Below are 17,816 nucleotides of genomic sequence, written 5' to 3' on the forward strand. Positions count from 1 at the left end.
TGAAATTAGTTACGCAGTGGTTTGCCCTTTAAAAGCATGTGCTGCATTCTTTGTTGAGATAAAGGTTCTGCAACTAAGCTTAGGAACGCCTCACGCTCAAGGTTTAATAGGTATTGTTCATCTACTAATGTGCCATACGGAACTTTACCACCAGCAATGACATACGCTAATTTTTTAGCGATTTTTAAATCGTGTTCACTAATATAGCCTGATTCAAACAACCCTTGCGCACCGATTAATAGCGTACCGTAGCCTGATGCACCGACTACAGGAACTTTCGCAGGTACAGGTGCTTGATAACCTGCCTCATAAAGTGCTAGTGCAGCTTGCTTTGCATCGTATAGTTGGTGATCTGGGTTAACAGAAATCCCATCAGCAAAGTTTAAGAAGTTATTTTCACGTGCTTCTTCGCCAGACGTCGAAACTTTTGCCATTGCAACTGTTTCAAATACTTTATTAGCAATATGTTGATAGTCTACCTCAACGCCATTTGGTAACCCTTTGATGAATTTTTGGTAAAGTGCCTTATTACCGCCTCCGCCAGGAATTAATCCTACGCCGACTTCTACTAAGCCCATATACGTTTCCATCGTTGCTTGAATATGTGCAGCTGGTAAGCAAACTTCTGCTCCTCCACCAAGTGTCATAGCAAAAGGTGCTGCTACAACAGGCTTGCGAGAGTATTTAATCTTTTGCATTGCATCTTGGAATGCTTTAATAACGAAATCTAGCTCAAAAATATTATCATCCTGTGCTTCTACTAAAATCATTCCTAGATTCGCACCAACACAGAAGTTTTTCCCTTGGTTACCGATGACTAAGCCTTTATAGTTAGTTTCTACTTCATCGACTGCAAAGTTAATCATTTGAATAATGTCTAAGCCAATTGCATTTGATTGGGAATGGAATTCAAGTAAGGCAATTCCGTCACCTAAATCTATTAAGCTAGCACCTGTATTTGATTTGATAACACCGTGCTTTTTCTTATAACGTTTTAAGTTAATTTCTTTTTCATTAACTGGCACTTTTACGTAGTCAGAGCCATTATAATAAGCTAGATCGCCGTCAATTTCCGAATAGAAAGTTTCAAAGCCGCTTGCTAACATATCTTTTACAAATGCCGGCACCTCACGACCTTCAGCCTCCATTTTAGCTACGGACTCTTTCACGCCAATTGCATCCCATATTTCAAATGGCCCTTGCTGCCAGCCGAAGCCCCATTTCATAGCATTGTCAATCGCAACAATATCATCAGCAATTTCACTGTGTAGCTGTGCCGAGTAAATTAGCGTCGGAGCTAAGATACCCCATAATAACTCTCCTGTACGATCCTTTGCATATGTTAGTGTTTTTACTTTATTTGCTAATCCACGAGTTTGTTTTGCCATCTCGATAGAAGGTGTTTTCAATTTTTTTGCTGGGCTATATTCTAGTGTGTCTGGATCAATTTCAAGGATCTCTTTACCTTGCTTTAAGAAGAACCCTTGACCTGATTTTGCTCCTAGCCAGCCGTTTGTAACCATTTTCTGTAGGAATTCTGGTACTGCAAACACTTGCTGCTCTTCACCAGTTGTTTGATCATAAACGTTTTTCGCTACATGAATAAATGTATCTAAACCAACAACATCCAACGTTCGGAAGGTTGCAGATTTTGGACGACCGATTAGTGGGCCTGTTACAGAATCTACCTCACCAACCGAATAGTTACCCTTCATCATTTCTTGTAAAGTAACTAGTAAACCGTACGTTCCGATACGGTTGGCAATGAAGTTCGGTGTATCCTTAGCAAGTACAACGCCTTTTCCAAGCACATCTTCGCCAAATGTTTTCATAAAGCTTACAACTTCTGTCGCTGTTGTGTTTGCCGGAATTACTTCAAGTAATTTTAAATAGCGTGGTGGGTTGAAAAAGTGAGTTCCAAGGAAATGCTTTTGAAAATCTTCTGAACGTCCTTCTGCCATTGCATTAATACTTATGCCAGATGTGTTTGAACTAATAATTGTGCCAGGCTTACGTACAGCATCAATTTTTTCATATAGGTTTTGTTTAATCGCTAAATTTTCAACGACAACTTCTATAATCCAATCTACATCTTTTAATTTCTCTAAATCGTCCTCAAAGTTACCAACCGTTAGTAGTGATAAATTTTTCTTAGAAGTAAGTGGTGCTGGCTTTTGCTTTAATAACTTTTGAAGAGCTCCGTTGACAATACGATTTCTTACAGCAGGATGCTCTAAGGAAAGATCCTTCGCTTCTTCCTCTTTTGTTAGTTCCTTCGGTGCAATGTCTAATAATAATGTTGGAATACCGATGTTTGCTAAATGTGCTGCAATTCCAGAGCCCATTACCCCAGATCCTAGAACAGCCGCTTTTTTAATGTTGTAAGTCACAAGCAATTCCCCCTTATTCTTCCATTGAATGAATAGTCATTCATTTTTTGGCCAAAAAAATATCAAGTTTGCCTTAGTGTATTTTTGTCCAGATCATCTTAGGCGTAATCTGTGACATACTACAAAGGCTTATCTTCATTCAGCAACCATTTTGAATTAGAGGTTAATATCTTCTGCTGAATAAAGATAAAACTACTTTTTCTGTTTTTAGTTTAGATTATTTTGTCTGATTTAGCAATCTTTTTTCACCAATTATTTTTGCAATATATAACTTTTTTCGTTTTTTACGAGCGAAAATAAGACAATAAGTAGATAGTGATAATTCCAAACAGAAAACTTTCAGGTTGAGGGAAAAATGTGTAGAATGGAAAGCAAGGAGAGTGAAATACTAATGAAAACAATTACAACTGCTGAACAATTTAATGAACTGATCTCAGGTGATCAAAAAGTTCTAGTGAAATTTTACGCTGGATGGTGCCCAGATTGCACACGCATGAATATGTTCATCGATCCAATCATCGAAGAATACAACCAATTTGACTGGTATGAACTTAACCGTGATGAGCTTCCAGAAATCGCGGACAAATATGATGTAATGGGTATTCCAAGCCTATTAATTTTCCAAAACGGTGAAAAATTAGCACACTTACATAGTGCAAATGCTAAAACACCTCAGCAAGTTACAGAATTCTTATCTGCACAACAATAATGGAAAAATGAGCTGCATTTCTTTTTGAAATGCGGCTCTTTTTAAAAAGGAGATTATGATGCGCCAGCAATTGTCGCTACTCGGAAAGTCTCAATATGATGCATCCATTTCACCAAAATACCGTAATTCAGCTTGTGGTCCTACAACTGTACATGTAGTCTTAAACTATTTGGAAGATCGAGCTCCTTCGGTAAATGAGCTTTATAAACTTCTCGGTGGCACAAAAATCGGGTTATTTAAATGGCGTCTAATTTGCAATCTTCGTCGGCTCCGTCCGACATGGGATATTCGTGATTGTACGTTAAAGGAAGCTATGCAGGAAATCGATGCAGGTCGCCCTGTCGCTATCCGCTTTGACCGATATTTTAGCTTAAATTGGCGCGATAAAAAATCTGCCTTCGCTTATCATTGGGTGCCTCTCATTGGCTATGAAATACGAAATGATGTGCTGTGGCTAATGTTCCATGATAATGGCGGCCCTAATCGTGAAAGTAAAATTCGAACGGCTCCTTTTAAAGAAAATGAAAAAGTATTGTGCTTCGTGAAAATTACACCGAACTAGACGAGAGCGTGCTTGCAATGTTAGACACGCTCTTTTCTTATCAATAATTCAAGGCTTATTTACTCTTCTCAATAATAACTTTTAGAACTTCCGCAAATACATCCATTGTTCTATACGATTCTTCCAACGTATTTTCTATACCTCCAACTTCTAATAATACTGAATTATCATGGAGCTCTTGATTATAGGTGTTTTGGGGATCGACCCCTTTTTCTATTACACCTATTGATAATCCCGGATATAATACTTCTAGTTGTTCATGAAGCTGAGTGGCAAATATTTTATTCGTTTCATAGTTTCCACTCGTTTTTGATACGACAAATTTAATTCTTGCGTAATCCTTCCCTTTAATTTCAATTGTGGATTCACGTCTTTTTTGAGAATCTCGATGTATATCAAACACCATGCGAATACTGTCATTTTCAGCTAAAACTTTTTGTAAATTTTCCCGTGATACTTTATATGATTCCCAATAATTTAAACCTCTTCTTTTTAAGATTCCAGCAATATCGGTCTCATCATGTACTGAATTAATTTGCATTTCCTTTAGTGCTCTACTTAACTCTTTACCTAGCAATGTTACATTTTTAGTATCGCTATAAATCATCTGATTAATTTCTTGTGCAGGAAGCTCTGGAATAAATGATTCCGTATTATGTGAATGATAAATATATACTACAGGTTCCTTTTCATCCATTGCATAAGACAATGACGCCCCTCCATCACTATGGGCTACCTCTGAAACTGTGCCACTTCCATTCAAGGAGAATAACCATGAAAAAATAAATGCACAAACTAAAACGCCGCTTGTAATCACAGAGAATTTTGTGAAGATTCTTTTTTTACCCATGCTTCGTGCTGTTTGTCTAAGAGTATTCTCAGTTGCAGAAACAAACTCCTTTCTAGGATGTTGAGGGTATATTTCTTTCAGCATATCAAATAAGTCTTTTTCATTTTGCATTTGTCAAAACCCCCTCTATTTCAATATTCAGTTTTCTTTTAAGCTCTTTTAGGGCTCTGTGATAATCAACTTTTACTTTCGCCGCACTACATTGAAGGATCTCCGAAGTCTCGTTTATGGAAAATTCATTAATACCTCGAAGAATGACTACTGCTCTATAATTAGGTTTTAATTTAGCAATAGCTTCATGAATAAATTGTTTTATTTCTGTTACCTCAAATTCCTCATCAGGCTTCTTTTCATTCGATGATAGCTGATTAAAAAAGCCGTCCTTAAATAGTGAGGCAAACCTTTTCTTTCTGTAGTGATCTATTGCCACGTGTTTTGCGATTGAAAAAATCCATGTTTTCAAATGATATTTACCATTAAAATTCGATAAACCTTTTAATACCCGAATGAATACTTCTTGGGTCAAATCCTCAGCATCATTTTGATTTCCCGTAAAACAAACAAGAAATCTATAAACGTCTAAGTAATACAAATTGTAGATTTCAACTATTCTTGATTCTAAGTTATTTGAATCAATCAATCGTTCCCCTCCTTTTACTTATTTGCTTATAATTCGTTTGAGGTTAGGAAAAGGTTACAAAAATTTATATAAAAAGATTCGTCACCATAACGTGTGGTTGATTTCCGTTCCGGCTGGGCGCTTTGCCGCTGACGCTTCGCTTTCGCACAGATAAAACATTTGCCGCTGACGCTTCGCTTTCGCGCAGAGCAGAGCTTCCTAGGGGCGTCCGATGAGCCGCTTCACTCGCTTCGCTCGCTCCAGGGTCTCATCTGTGACGCTAATCCCTAAGGAGTCGCCCAGCCTTCACTCCAATCAACCTAAGTACATGGCATATGTTTTAACAAATGTCAGTCTTTGGTGATGAGCCATAAAAAAACAGAGTATATTTCTATACTCTGCGTTGATGACCATGATGTTGGTCACTCAGGCGTTTTCAAAGGATATGAAGATCTTAGCCTGAGTTCCTTTATTTCAGCGGATGTTTTGACATCCACTAAAAGAAGTTAAATAAGTGAATACAGTGAGCGTGCTTGTTTAGCGATTAATGTGTAGCCTCGTTCTTCTATTTCTTTGAACGTTTGAGGCTCGTAATTAGGTAACACTAAGCTCGCTAATTCTGCCTCGATCGGTACGTTCGTTTGAATTGTTGCAAGCTCGTGTGACAATTTTAGCATGTCTAGATTCTCTTTAATTTTCGTGCGTTGACCTGGCTTTAATTCGTCTATTGACGTAAGAACATTTTCGATAGAACCATATGTTTGAATTAACGTAAGTGCCTGCTTTGGTCCAATACCTTTAACGCCTGGATAACCGTCACTCGTATCTCCCATAAAAGCTTTAACCTGTGCAAATTGAATCGGTTCGATGCCATATTCCTCTTGAAAGCGTGTATGCGTATAAACGTCATACTCTGTGTAGCCTTTTTTCGTAAAAGCAATTTCCGCTGATGGTCCTAGAAGCTGTAGTAAATCCTTGTCTCCGCTAATTACCGTAATGTCAGCCTCATCCTGAAATTTTGTAATCATTGAGCCAATTAAATCATCTGCTTCCATCCCTTTAACACCGAAATTTTGCCAGCCAATTTGTTGCGATAGATTTTTCGCCATATCAAATTGCGGTAGCATTTCCTCTGGTGGTGATGGACGATTAGCCTTATAGCCATCAAATAATTCGTTACGGAATGTATGTGCACCCATATCCCAACAAACAGCGAGATGGGTCGGCTTCATAATAGATTGTGCCGTTAATACATGACGTACAAATCCTTGGGCACCGTTAGAAGGTGTCCCATCCGCCAGGCGAATATAATGCCCCATCGCAGCCGAAGCAAAGAATGAACGGAATAATAGCGCCATGCCATCCACAATTAATAATTTTGGTTTTGTTGTCATGATAAATAGTCCTCTCTATAACAATACAATAATTGTATTCATCTATAATACTTTTATTAAGCATTGTCTATTATAGCAAACTATATAAGAACATCTACAATATATAGATAGTGTTAATTTTATGCAGTACACTAAACTTTAATTATGCCTCAGCATAATTCCGTGACATACTCTTCTACGGGCCTTCCTTTTGTCATCACACTGCCAATTTTATTTGAAAGCCGAGGCGGTGTATTCTGTCTTTAAAAGTCCATAAACATCAACGTCTTCATATGTATCTAATAAAAGTCTATTTTGTCTCAGTGTTCCTTCTTTGCGTAATCCACACTTTTCTAACACCCTAGTCGATGATTTGTTTCTAGAAATGGCAGATGCCCAAATTTTGTTGAGACCTAGTTCGGTAAAACCAAAATGAATCATTCTATTTACAGCTTCGGTTGCAAAACCTTTCCCCAAATAGTCCTGACCAATCCAATAGCCAAGTTCACCTCTATTGTTGACCTTATCAATTCTTAAAGTAATCGTACCTACAATTTCTCTTGATTCTTTAGAAACAATTCCTAAAGGGTATTCGACTCCCAGTTTTATAAGTTCTGGCTGCACCTCAATCCAATCTTGTGCGAACTTCAATTCATATGGGTGCGGAAGCCCAAGAATATCTGCTAATCTCTTGTCATTAGCCAATTCTTTAATTCTGAATGCGTCATCACTAGTAAAGGGTTCTATACATAGACGCTCGGATTCTAATTTTATAACCATATTTGCTCCCCCTTGTATTAAATTGTATCAACATACATATAGCAAAGCTTCAGAAGTCAACAATATGCTTAACAGAGCCTATAAAAAAGAGTGACTTAAAAAAGCTATTGTTTTGGTCAATCTTTATGCAAAACGATAGCTTTTTATATGCAATAAAATTTTAAGTTGATTGCATCACATGTAGAGGTAACTCCACGACCTACGTGAGAAATCTACTTTTACTTGATTATTTACTTACACCTTGGACGTTATTTTTTTGAATACGATTGCGGTAATCTAGTCGAATACCTGTTAGCCATTGTAAAAATGCTGTCACGCCCATCTTTACAGTTTCCGGGCGTAGGTCCCCCTCCTTTGGATCGGCATAGACAAAGTCAATATGGCGGACCCCTTCATTTTCCCCAATGAGCTTTAGAATATCAAATAATTCATAGGCCGTTAATCCACCTGGTGTTGCAGCAGGTACATCTGGGGCGAATGTAATATCAAGCGCATCCAAATCTACTGATACATAAATACGATCTACCTCATACATAAGCTGACGAAGCATTTCACGAATCGTTAATTGTATGCCGTCACGGCGCATTTGCTTTAACGTAATCATATGTATTCCTTGTTCTTTCGCGTAGTGAATCATTTCTGGTGAATTAAAAAAGCCGTGTAACCCGACATTGTAAACATGTTTCCCCTCTACAACGCCTGCTGCAATGAGCTGCTGTATTGGAGAATCCATAGCTAAGCCAATTTCCTCCTGATTCCGAGCATCCAAATGCGTATCAATTTGAATAATCCCTATGCGATCCTTCGGAAAAGCATTCTTTATTCCTCTAAGAGAGCAAGCTGTAATCGCATGATCTCCACCTATAAGACACGTGAAACTTTTAGAATAAGCGGTGCTTAAGCTTTCTGCTGCGGCTTCTATAGCTGACTCTGAAAGCATTCTATCCGTCTCATGGATGGCCACATCGCCTACATCAACGACTGCTAACGAGCGCAAATCTACTTGCTCATCTAAATTATATGATTGAAAGCTTGGCCATGCCTTTCGAAATGCTGTTGGATACAGTGCCTTTTTGGATGATTTACTAGCATACGATAATAAAGCACCATACAAAATAATATCTACATCATTTGGAAGTGGATTTTCTTTTTGCTTCACCCATTGATGCATAGCTGAACCATTCTCTTGCTTATACTGCCATTCTGGTTGAATAAACATGTTAACCGACCACCTTCATGCTATTTTTCTATAACTATCATAACGTAGGGTTGATTTCCGTTCCGGCTGTGCGCTTTCCTGGGGCGTCGAGTCGGAACGGATATCAACTTATTCACGTGACAAACGTTTTGTCATCCCGACTTTTGGTGATGAGCCAAATCGAAGTCAATTACCCTATGTAATTTATTGTTTACTGAAATATACCTAGTGAATTTATCTTCCACAATAATAGTACCATTAGTACATACAATTTCGTCAAAGCTCGGTATTTTCCCTCTTAATTTCTGAAAAATTCTCCATATGTGGATTTGTAAGAAAGATGTACCGGAAAGTTATACGTTTATAACAAAGTTGCACCGTTTCACCTCATCTATATTAGTTTTTTTCATGGGAATAATAGGATAACAGAGGTCGGATGTAGAAATAATTTACAGGTCACTAAATTAATGGAGGTTCAAAATCAACACCCTAAAAACAATGGGTGGTAAGTGCATTTCATCGAATTTTTATTAAGCTAACGAAAGTAAATGGTTACAGGAAGGATTGATTTAATGAGTTATAAAAATACTTTTATTAAAATTTCAGAGGATTCGGAAGTTGATTCAGCTATTACACCTCTCCCAAGAAATAACAAACCTACTATAGCTTCGATCGAATATGACTTAATCAGTAATAACCCTTACAAATACACTCAGGAAGAAGTACAATTTCAAACTTATTTGATTAAAAACCAAATTAAATCAGATCCATTAGATGAATTAAGAAAACATTTTCTCCAAAAACCTAAAGCGTGTTTTAGAGCTTCTCCATTGGTAAAGAAATATGGGTGGGGAATACACTACGATGATGAAGGAAAACTTGCAATATATGATGTTAATAGTGAAGTGTATGAGCAATTTCTCAATTCGGATAATATCACTTTATTAAAAGGTATGCGTTCTAAACGGAGCGGTAAATAACGACTCTTTTATCGCCTCGAGATCATTATACCTCGGCATTACCCCAATAAAAAAGTAGCGAACTAGGTAATCTTCTAGTTTGCTACTTTTTTGGTTTTCTTCACCACCGCTGATTATTAGTCTTCACCTATCGGACTTTTGCGGTATAAAGTTTGGCAAAGCACTGCGACCTCGTACATCGTATAACTTTGAAAGTTATATTGCTTATGCAATTCCTGATAATACTGTAAAAGTTCCTCAAGCATAGCTAAATTTTTTTCGATATTCTTGCCAAAATTATGAGGGTGCCACCATAAATGATAAAAAGCTTTAGACCGTGCAGCTGCTTGCATTCCCTCTTTTATACGTTGGACTTTTAAGCCTTCAAAAAATCGTAAAGGGCTACAATAGGGCCTTAAAAATGCACTTGAACGAATGTTAATAAAGGAATCCTTTTGCATTTCTTCTAGCGTTACTAGATGATTCCCCGTTACATTAACATAGCTATCCAGCCATTTTTTCGCACCTAATAGTCGACCTTTTTTCGTGAATTTTTGAGGATCGTACAACGGATGTTTTTCATTTCCTCGATAGCATACAAATCCTACTTCCTTACATGCTGAAAAATATGCTTCATTCACTTGATTCCGCGGAAAGACAATCGATTTCATCGGTCCGATATTTTCTTCACAAATCATGGCAGTAGCATGTAAATCTGCACGAAAATCCGCTTCAGTTTGTCCATTTTCTAAACAGTAAAAATGTGAAAATGTATGACTGCCTATTTCTTGATGTGGTGTACGTTTAATTTTCTCAATTAAGGATTTGCCAAAATGCAAAAGGTCCTCTTGCTCATTTTCTCCTACTTTTGCAAGTTGTGTATGTGCTGCGTAGCGCATGTTTTTATATTTTATTGGAATACCTCTTAAGTAATGAGCCATTTCAGCTTTTGTTTCTGCAAACAATAGACCCACTGTTGCCCAAGTCGCATGAATGCCATACTGTTCAAACAACTCTAGTATTTTAGGCAATGATTCACGGACGCCATATAAATTTTTATTGTATTGTCCGTGCTTAAATACATCGTGGACACCCCAATTTAGCTCAAAATCCAATGATATGACAAGACCTCCACGATTTACTTCAATTGCTACTTCCTCCATTTTTGCACGCCCAGTAACAGTGCACGTATTTTGGATTGGGTAATGTAACCAGAGTATACATCGACGACTTGTCCACCGAAGCCTAGCTTAAATGCACGAACATTTTGATCATCTGTCAGCTTCCCCATATCATATAAAACAAAGCCTTGCTCCTTTAAATGCAATAAATTGTGCCACAGTAAGAAACGATTTGCATAACGAATTGGTCTTATTAAATGTTCTGGCATTGATTGTGAATGACAAGTCGCTACATAATAGGACATCGCTTTTTTAGCGTATATAATATCGAGTCTATAGCATAGTGTTTGTCCACAAAAACTGCGAATCTCAGACAACCATAGTGCCCCTTTATTTTTTAAAAGCGTAATAGCTTCCATTTGAGACTTACTAATTAGCTCGAGTTTTTTTCTTTTTGCGAAATTATTATAAAACTGTTGAAAGGCTCGTAAATTTTCATCTGATGGTTCTTTATAAATAAAAACTTGATAGGACTCTTTTTGTGCACGACGAAGAATTTTTCGATTACTTTCCGAAAGAGCAAGATACAATGATGACTCACTATCTGTAAGGTGAATATGAACGGTTTCACTTTTTACAAGCTTACGGCTTGGTACAAGTGAATTTGTATATCCAATAACCTTCATTGATTTTCTAACATTGGCTGGCTTCTCTACAAAATAAAAATGCTGCATTGCGATATTCCATCGCTTACTTTTAATGGACAGAATGAACATCGCCCCCACTCTCTGTGTATTTTTCTACATGATTTCGCCCGTAACGAGCACATTTAAAATGTTTCATTCGAGAAATACGTTTATAGCCTAGCTGCAATAATCGTTTACGCTTTCGCCATTGCCAAAAGCTTGCAGTAACCCAAAGTGTTTGTGCAGGTTTCATTTTTTGGAAAAAAGCTGTGATAATATCGATATTTTTATAAACATCATAGGTTAAAAAATATGTCTGCTTTGGCAATTCTTCAACAATTTGCAATTCATCTACACGCCAGTTCACCGCATGTAACGCAAACGCAGGCTTATTCGTTTCTGCATAAGAATCTTTGTAAATAGTGTATCCCTTATAAAATAGAGAAATAATCTCTTCCTTTTCGAGTTGCATCGCTTCCTGTATTGACAACTCCTCAAACAAATCTCCTACAGGTTGTTGCGGTGTAACATTATCTGATGGGGATAATTCATACAAATCCACTTGCTTAAAACGAATAAATTTTTCTACGAACAGTTGTCCATATTCTAGCCAATTTTTTACTTTCCCATACTTTACTAAATAACGTAATTGACCTAGAGTATTGCGTTTCCATTCCACGACACGATGATTGCCTTTAAAAAACTCCTTGAATCGTTCCTTCAGCGTATAACAACTCGCCAATAGTTTCGCTCGCTTCGTGCCACTGCTTACAAGCATACGTCTTGTAAAATCAATATTAGAGCGCCAATCGAACTTATACGGCTCATAGCCAATACTCATATCGAACAATCGATAGTTATCAGAATAGGATCGCTTGATCGTTCCCTGATTCACTAATCTATCCGGCCCAAATATATTAAATGTTGGCTCATGTGCAAGTGCGTAAGTTACATAACGTCCACGACAGCAAATTCCGTAGGTGAAGGCAATCCATTGGTCTTCAAAAACAAGTGCGTCTACCTCAACTTGCAATGCCTCCCCTTTAAGAAGCGTTAACCGTTCAAAAAAGTCCTTTTTCTTACCTTTCGTAAAATCACTTGTATCTATTTTATTAGCCCATCGTCGATTAAATAATCTAAACATTTGCCAAAGCTCGTCCTGTGAAGGTATTTTCCTCGTTAACGAACCTAATTTACGGAGCTTCCGTTCTCTTCTATCCACACCATGCATGTTTTGACTTTGATTGTAATAGTTAGGAAAATCTACATCGCGAAAGGCAAGATACGGGGTCACTACACGAAAAATACTCGGACGTAACTGCCTTTCAACAAAATATTGCTCAATGACCTTTGTAGAGTCTTTGCTTTCCAATAATCCATGAAGCGAAAATAGTAGATGTTTATACTTTTCAATGAGCTGATCAAACACAAAAGTCGTAGCGAGCAACAGCCATTCTTTTTTCGCCACAACACCTGAATAATTCGCAATATTTTCTCCCGCAAAGGCATAAATTCGTATTCCCCATCGAAGTCGAACTAAAAAGGGGAAAAAGGCAATGATAGAACCATTTTCTTCAACAGCATAGAGCTCAACACGCTCTCTTCGCCCAACAATTTGCCACCAGTTATAAAACCAAGCAAATTCTATAAATGGATTATCATTGTCCTCCGCTGCTAAAATTTCATCCCAAATATCCTTGTACCACATAAGCTCATCATCAGTTCGAATGCGAATTAATTGCAAATTAATCACCTTTCTTAGCCGATTTTAATACAGCCTGTTCGTAGATAAACAGAGTTTTCTGATACAGGTAGAAACGTTAACTTTCTTAAAAAGCGTTCATTTTTTGACGTAAACTCTCATCCATTAATAATTGTTTAAGCCTTTTATTTAGTAGATCTTTATCATCTCGATTAATTAAAAATCCATTCTCTAGGGCCCAGTGAGCCATCACCTACAAGGTACGTCAGAAAGCTTCGCTAAGGCCTCTAGCAATAAATCCTGGCTTTTCGGCACTTTAAAACGAGCAACCATCACGATTAATGGATGCTCCTTATTCTCTAAAATAGGTGCTACTCGCTTCTCTATTTAGTAGATGCCATTATGAATCGTCTGCATTTTATGTGCAGGAGCAATTTTTTCGTTAATGCAAGCTCGCGATTGGCGGATCATAAAATCCTGTTACCATAGTTACCTCGTTATTATCTTGCTTTAATTTTACGGCAAGTGCCTCTACATGCTTTTGCGTTCCTCCAATCTCATCCATACCGTGTAATAAGCTGAGCGATTTTCAGAACCTAGCACTCCTTAATTTTTAATAAGCACCTGTTCTCGCTAAAACTACGTAAAGTGTTTTAATGATAATTTTAAAATCCATCCAAAAGGAATGACGATCAACGTATTCTAGATCATATGAAATTTTTTGCCCGTGTGAAATATTAGAGCGGCCGTTAATTTGAGCAAGCCCAGTTATACCTGGCTTTACTTCTAAACGCCGTGCCTGTAAAGTGTTATAAGCATTTGTGATGGTTGGAACTTCAGGTCGTGGTCCAACAATACTCATATCTCCTTTTAAGACATTAATGAGCTGCGGAATTTCATCAATACTGAACTTCCGAAGAACGGCCCCAACTCTTGTGATTCGTGCATCCTGTTCAGTTTTAAAAAAATAATCATCCGGAATTCCGTCTGCACACAAAGTAGGCATATTCACAGGAACTGCTTGTATAGTCATTGTCCGTAGCTTCCAAATAACAAAGCGCTGATGATCCTGTCCGGTACGGATTTGTTTAAAAAAAACAGGACGGCCTGTGCTAATAAGTAAAACGAGGAATACTACTAACATAAGAGGGATGGTAATGAAAAGTAATAAGAGTGCCCCCCCAATATCAAAAATTCTTTTCCCGTACTGACTATAAAATTTAATAGTCTGAGCTGACTGCTCGTGCAACACATCATCCTTTGCATTTTTTTACCACTTAACTTTATATATTCATTTGAGACATTTATAGAACTTTGAAAAAGCAATTTCATAATAATATGTAGAAAAAGATGACATCACCAGAACATGGGTTGATTCCCGTTCCGACTAGACGTTTTCTTGAGGATGTCAGGGCAACAGTGTTTATTGTGCGAAAGCGAAGCGACAGTCAAACGACAGTCAATGAGTCGCCCAGTCTGCCTACTAAAATGCATACATTTTAAAATTAAAAAAAGGAGTTATTTCAAAATCATTTTTGAATAACTCCTCATATTATTATATTCAGCCATTAATGGTGATGTTCCTTTTTAACCTTGTATAATCTGTACTTCGCATGTAATTTGAACATTTCCTTTTAATGCCTTACTAATCATACATGTTTGTTCTGCCTTCTCAGCTAATCGATTAATTCTTTTTTGTTCTCGCTCAGATAAATTTTGTACAACAATTTTTGGCTTATGTACGATTTTCTCATAAGTAAAAACACCGTTCGTGACATCAACAAAACCTTCAGCTTGCATAGACAAATCCAACACAGCAATCTTCGAATTTTCAAGTAATGTAGCCAGTGTAATTAAATAACAGGTTGCTGCCGCTCCAAGCAGCATTTCATCAGGATTTGTCCCCATCCCCGGTCCATTCATTTCTCGAGGAATTGAAATTTTCGTATGTAGATTGTCTGCAACAATATTACCCGTCCCATTTCTCCCCTCCGACCATTTTAAATTCATAGTAAATAAATGTTGAACCATAAATAAATCCTCCTTTTGATTTTGTTGGGTACGGGTTAGAGCGCTTACCCTTGGGACCTGAGCAGTTCTCAGGGTTATCCGAGCAGTTCTTTGCTCTACCCGATCACTTTTCGAGGTTACCTAAGCAGTTCTTCGCTCTACCCGATCACTTTTCGGGGGTACCCGAGCAGTTATTCACTCTACCCGATCACTTTTTGGGGTTACCCGAGCAGTTATTCGCTCTACCCGATCACATTTTGGGGGTACCTGAGCAGTTATTCACTCTACCCGATCACTTTTCGGGGGTACCTGAGCAGTTATTCACTCTACCCGATCACTTTTCGGGGGTACCTGAGCAGTTCTTCTCTCTACCCGATCACTTTTCGGGGGTACCCGAGCAGTTCTTCTCTCTACCCGATCACTTTTCGGGGGTACCTGAGCAGTTTTCTTGTTACCCGACCAATTCTATTACCTGCCCAATCAGTTTGCAAGGTTACTTGAACGATTCTACGTACAACCCAATTTCTCCCTTCGAAAGATTCTATATTTTTAAAGTAAGTTTATAAAAATGGAGGGTGGGCGACTCCTTGGGGATCGTCAAGTCCTTAATATTGTGTAAAATTCTATACAAAGTTTTTCAACTCTGACTTTAGTTTTGTCAAATTGTCCTGCTTATGTTGGAATTCGCCGCTAAAAGTGTGAGTTGCGCCGCTAACCAAAGGAAGAACGCCGCTAAAACTCGAAATTCCGCCGCCAACCAAGCAAAGAACGCCGCTAAAACCCGAAATTCCGCCGCTAACCAAGCTCGGGGATCATCGTACGCCCCCAGGAAGCTCTGCTCTGCGCGAAAGCGAAGCGTCAGCGGCAAATGTTTTATCTGTGCGAAAGCGAAGCGTCAGCAACAAATGTTTTATCTGTGCGAGAGCGAAGCGTCAGCAACAAATGTTTTCTGTAGCGAAAGCAAAGCGGCAGCTACAAAACGCCCAGCCGGAACGGAAATCACCCTCACGCTATAGCGATAAACGCAATTCTCCCCTCAGTATAAAGTATTATCAGAGCAATAATGAAACATCCAATATTTAAGAAAAACAGGAAATCTGATTTTATGGTAAAATAGAAAAAACAATTCTTTAGGAGATTTAAAAAATGATTTTAACAAAGCAACAAGCAATACAAGCACTTAAAAAGAACAAATTTATCGGTTTTACTATTAAAACAGGAAATATTATTATGAAAAAAATAAATAAAACCGAATATAATATTTTTGTATTTGAAGAAGGCAAAGATAAACCTGTACGTTATGTAGGTTCTATTATGAACGTCATGGCGACAATGAGCGACAAAGCTTCTAACAAGGATTTCGTCATTGTGGAACAGCTTTCAACTCCAAATAAAGAAGAGGCTGAATCTGTAGTGAAAGAAGAAGTCAAAGAAGTAGTTGAGCCTGCAGAAAAAGCTGAAATTAAAGAAACTGCTAAGCCTGCAGAAAAGAACGAAGTCAAAGAAGCAAAAAAAGAAAAAGTAGAGAAAACAGCTGATTTCGATGAAGAAAGACGTGCTATTTCAGGTTACGAGGGCTTATATGATGTTACAGCGAGCGGCCGAATCATTACAGTGCGTGAAAATCGTCCATTAGCTCGATGCAACGATGAATATGGTTTCCATATTGTTCGACTAACAAAAGAGGGTACTGCTTCAAGTCACAATGTATTTGAACTTTGGAAACAGGCATACCCTGAACTTGAACAAACTAATTTTAAAGGTGCTTTAAAAGCGAAATATGGTACAGGCTGCAAGTTAAGCGACAAACCAGGTATACACTTCTAACTCTTTTAATGAGTGTCACGGAATTTTGCAGAAGCATAATTGATTTATAAAAATCCCCAGCGTCGTTGCATTGACGCTGGGGATTTTTTAATTATGGTAAGGAACCTACCATAATTTGCGATTGATATCTATTCTGGTTTGATAACACAGATTTCGATAATAAAACCCCCAAAAATAGATTTATCGATAAAATAACCTCTTACTTTTTAGTAATTCATACAATGGACCTTTTCTAAAACTTACGATTATCATATTCGTTTCTACTTAGCATATATTTTTTAAAACAGCTTAAAGAATATATAGGGTGGAGGAATTTTGCAGTTGAGTGCAATGATACTTGGTGGTTTTCTTTTTTTTAGTGCTAGCATAGGAGGAGCTCTAGCTTGGGTATTCTCTAGGCTATTTCAGCATACAACTCATGGATTATCATTACTAAGTGGAGGATTTTTAGTTGGCATACTTGTAGTAGACGTTATTCCTTCTTCTTTTCATATGTACAAATCAATGGGCCTTTTACTGGGAATTTTAATGGGCTATTTAATGTTTGAAATACTTAATAGTTTCTTTCACACTTCCCATACACAAAACCCCTCTGTATCACTACTTGCAATCGCTATAATCATCCATACTATTCCGATGAGTCTTACTGTCGGACAGTTACTAGGGAAATCCGCATTAAGTATTGCCATAACAGCTTCCATTATTCTACATCATCTACCAGAAGGCTTTGCACTATCAACAGCATTACTATCACAAGGAGAAAGGCTATGGAGACTCTTTATGTATTTTGTAGCATTCTCGATTTTCTTTAGTATTTTTATACAGATCGGCCAATATTGGGAGTTATCTGATAAGGCACAAGGAGTACTAATGGGCGTATCGATTGGGTTAATAGCAACAGCCAGTATTTCAGAATTTATTTTGCATCATATTCGTTCAGTATCACGAAAATCCTTTATAGCGTATATTTTATTAGGATATTTATTAAGTCATGTATTTCATATGCTAGTCGAATAAAAAAGCAATCCAC

General features: G+C 37.6%; 16 protein-coding genes. 5 read left to right on the plus strand and 11 right to left on the minus strand.

The annotated features are described in order from the left end of the window. Nucleotides 1-5 precede the first annotated feature (5 nt). Nucleotides 6-2,390: a 3-hydroxyacyl-CoA dehydrogenase/enoyl-CoA hydratase family protein gene (locus ABH966_RS10635; protein ID WP_370078168.1), complete on the minus strand. Its 2,385-nt coding sequence runs from the start codon at nucleotides 2,388-2,390 to the stop codon at nucleotides 6-8. A gap of 364 nt (nucleotides 2,391-2,754) precedes the next feature. Here ABH966_RS10635 and ABH966_RS10640 point away from each other — a divergent pair, with 364 nt between their 5' ends. After that, nucleotides 2,755-3,099, plus strand: a complete 345-nt coding sequence (locus ABH966_RS10640) for a thioredoxin family protein (protein ID WP_370078278.1) — start codon at nucleotides 2,755-2,757, stop codon at nucleotides 3,097-3,099. 58 nt (nucleotides 3,100-3,157) lie between these two features. Then, nucleotides 3,158-3,661, plus strand: a complete 504-nt coding sequence (locus tag ABH966_RS10645; RefSeq protein ID WP_370078170.1) for a C39 family peptidase — start codon at nucleotides 3,158-3,160, stop codon at nucleotides 3,659-3,661. A 55-nt stretch (nucleotides 3,662-3,716) separates the two neighbouring features. Here the strand turns inward: ABH966_RS10645 and spoIIP are convergent, their stop codons facing one another. The 5 genes from spoIIP to ABH966_RS10670 all read right to left on the minus strand — a co-directional run bounded on the left by spoIIP (nucleotide 3,717) and on the right by ABH966_RS10670 (nucleotide 8,502). Further along, a complete protein-coding gene (gene spoIIP, locus ABH966_RS10650; RefSeq protein WP_370078172.1) occupies nucleotides 3,717-4,622 on the minus strand; it encodes a stage II sporulation protein P in 906 nt (301 codons plus the stop codon). Then, on the minus strand, nucleotides 4,612-5,151 hold the full coding sequence (locus ABH966_RS10655; protein WP_370078174.1) for an RNA polymerase sigma factor: 540 nt from the start codon (nucleotides 5,149-5,151) through the stop codon (nucleotides 4,612-4,614). Before ABH966_RS10655 ends, spoIIP begins: the two co-directional genes overlap by 11 nt. A 485-nt stretch (nucleotides 5,152-5,636) precedes the next feature. Next, complete coding sequence (locus ABH966_RS10660) at nucleotides 5,637-6,524, minus strand: 5'-3' exonuclease (RefSeq protein WP_370078176.1); 888 nt, start codon at nucleotides 6,522-6,524, stop codon at nucleotides 5,637-5,639. A 210-nt stretch (nucleotides 6,525-6,734) separates the two neighbouring features. Further along, nucleotides 6,735-7,283, minus strand: coding sequence for a GNAT family N-acetyltransferase (locus tag ABH966_RS10665; RefSeq protein ID WP_370078178.1), 549 nt, complete (start codon nucleotides 7,281-7,283; stop codon nucleotides 6,735-6,737). A gap of 226 nt (nucleotides 7,284-7,509) precedes the next feature. Then, a complete protein-coding gene (locus tag ABH966_RS10670; RefSeq protein WP_370078180.1) occupies nucleotides 7,510-8,502 on the minus strand; it encodes an agmatinase family protein in 993 nt (330 codons plus the stop codon). Nucleotides 8,503-9,053: 551 nt separating this feature from the next. Between ABH966_RS10670 and ABH966_RS10675 the strand changes: the two genes are divergently transcribed. Continuing rightward, entirely contained in the window at nucleotides 9,054-9,461 is a 408-nt protein-coding gene (locus ABH966_RS10675; RefSeq protein WP_370078182.1) for a DUF6157 family protein, read from the plus strand. A gap of 116 nt (nucleotides 9,462-9,577) precedes the next feature. On the opposite strand, the gene ABH966_RS10680 is transcribed toward ABH966_RS10675, so the two are convergent. From ABH966_RS10680 to ABH966_RS10700, 5 genes are all read right to left on the minus strand, one after another. Further along, nucleotides 9,578-10,603, minus strand: a complete 1,026-nt coding sequence (locus ABH966_RS10680) for a polysaccharide deacetylase family protein (protein WP_370078184.1) — start codon at nucleotides 10,601-10,603, stop codon at nucleotides 9,578-9,580. After that, complete coding sequence (locus ABH966_RS10685; protein WP_370078186.1) at nucleotides 10,591-11,337, minus strand: hypothetical protein; 747 nt, start codon at nucleotides 11,335-11,337, stop codon at nucleotides 10,591-10,593. Before ABH966_RS10685 ends, ABH966_RS10680 begins: the two co-directional genes overlap by 13 nt. Then, nucleotides 11,318-12,991: a GNAT family N-acetyltransferase gene (locus ABH966_RS10690; protein ID WP_370078188.1), complete on the minus strand. Its 1,674-nt coding sequence runs from the start codon at nucleotides 12,989-12,991 to the stop codon at nucleotides 11,318-11,320. Before ABH966_RS10690 ends, ABH966_RS10685 begins: the two co-directional genes overlap by 20 nt. Before the next feature lie 571 nt (nucleotides 12,992-13,562). Further along, entirely contained in the window at nucleotides 13,563-14,201 is a 639-nt protein-coding gene (locus ABH966_RS10695) for a sugar transferase (protein ID WP_370078190.1), read from the minus strand. A gap of 335 nt (nucleotides 14,202-14,536) precedes the next feature. Continuing rightward, entirely contained in the window at nucleotides 14,537-14,980 is a 444-nt protein-coding gene (locus ABH966_RS10700; protein ID WP_370078192.1) for an SACOL1771 family peroxiredoxin, read from the minus strand. 1,125 nt (nucleotides 14,981-16,105) lie between these two features. On the opposite strand from ABH966_RS10700, the gene ABH966_RS10705 reads away from it, so the two are divergent. Next, nucleotides 16,106-16,786, plus strand: a complete 681-nt coding sequence (locus tag ABH966_RS10705) for an NUMOD4 domain-containing protein (protein WP_370078194.1) — start codon at nucleotides 16,106-16,108, stop codon at nucleotides 16,784-16,786. 330 nt (nucleotides 16,787-17,116) lie between these two features. Continuing rightward, a complete protein-coding gene (locus ABH966_RS10710) occupies nucleotides 17,117-17,803 on the plus strand; it encodes a ZIP family metal transporter (RefSeq protein ID WP_370078280.1) in 687 nt (228 codons plus the stop codon). The last annotated feature ends 13 nt before the right edge of the window (nucleotides 17,804-17,816 follow it).

Origin of the sequence: Lysinibacillus sp. RC46, from assembly GCF_041262385.1 — a bacterium.
GTDB lineage: Bacteria > Bacillota > Bacilli > Bacillales_A > Planococcaceae > Lysinibacillus.

Bases quoted from the DNA above. Each gene is read 5' to 3' on its own strand.
- ABH966_RS10640 (WP_370078278.1), top strand. From the start codon at position 2,755: ATGGAAAGCAAGGAGAGTGAAATACTAATGAAAACAATTACAACTGCT.
- ABH966_RS10645 (WP_370078170.1), top strand. From the start codon at position 3,158: ATGCGCCAGCAATTGTCGCTACTCGGAAAGTCTCAATATGATGCATCC.
- spoIIP (WP_370078172.1), bottom strand. From the start codon at position 4,622: ATGCAAAATGAAAAAGACTTATTTGATATGCTGAAAGAAATATACCCT.
- ABH966_RS10660 (WP_370078176.1), bottom strand. From the start codon at position 6,524: ATGACAACAAAACCAAAATTATTAATTGTGGATGGCATGGCGCTATTA.
- ABH966_RS10665 (WP_370078178.1), bottom strand. From the start codon at position 7,283: ATGGTTATAAAATTAGAATCCGAGCGTCTATGTATAGAACCCTTTACT.
- ABH966_RS10670 (WP_370078180.1), bottom strand. From the start codon at position 8,502: ATGTTTATTCAACCAGAATGGCAGTATAAGCAAGAGAATGGTTCAGCT.
- ABH966_RS10675 (WP_370078182.1), top strand. From the start codon at position 9,054: ATGAGTTATAAAAATACTTTTATTAAAATTTCAGAGGATTCGGAAGTT.
- ABH966_RS10680 (WP_370078184.1), bottom strand. From the start codon at position 10,603: ATGGAGGAAGTAGCAATTGAAGTAAATCGTGGAGGTCTTGTCATATCA.
- ABH966_RS10685 (WP_370078186.1), bottom strand. From the start codon at position 11,337: ATGTTCATTCTGTCCATTAAAAGTAAGCGATGGAATATCGCAATGCAG.
- ABH966_RS10700 (WP_370078192.1), bottom strand. From the start codon at position 14,980: ATGGTTCAACATTTATTTACTATGAATTTAAAATGGTCGGAGGGGAGA.
- ABH966_RS10705 (WP_370078194.1), top strand. From the start codon at position 16,106: ATGATTTTAACAAAGCAACAAGCAATACAAGCACTTAAAAAGAACAAA.
- ABH966_RS10710 (WP_370078280.1), top strand. From the start codon at position 17,117: ATGATACTTGGTGGTTTTCTTTTTTTTAGTGCTAGCATAGGAGGAGCT.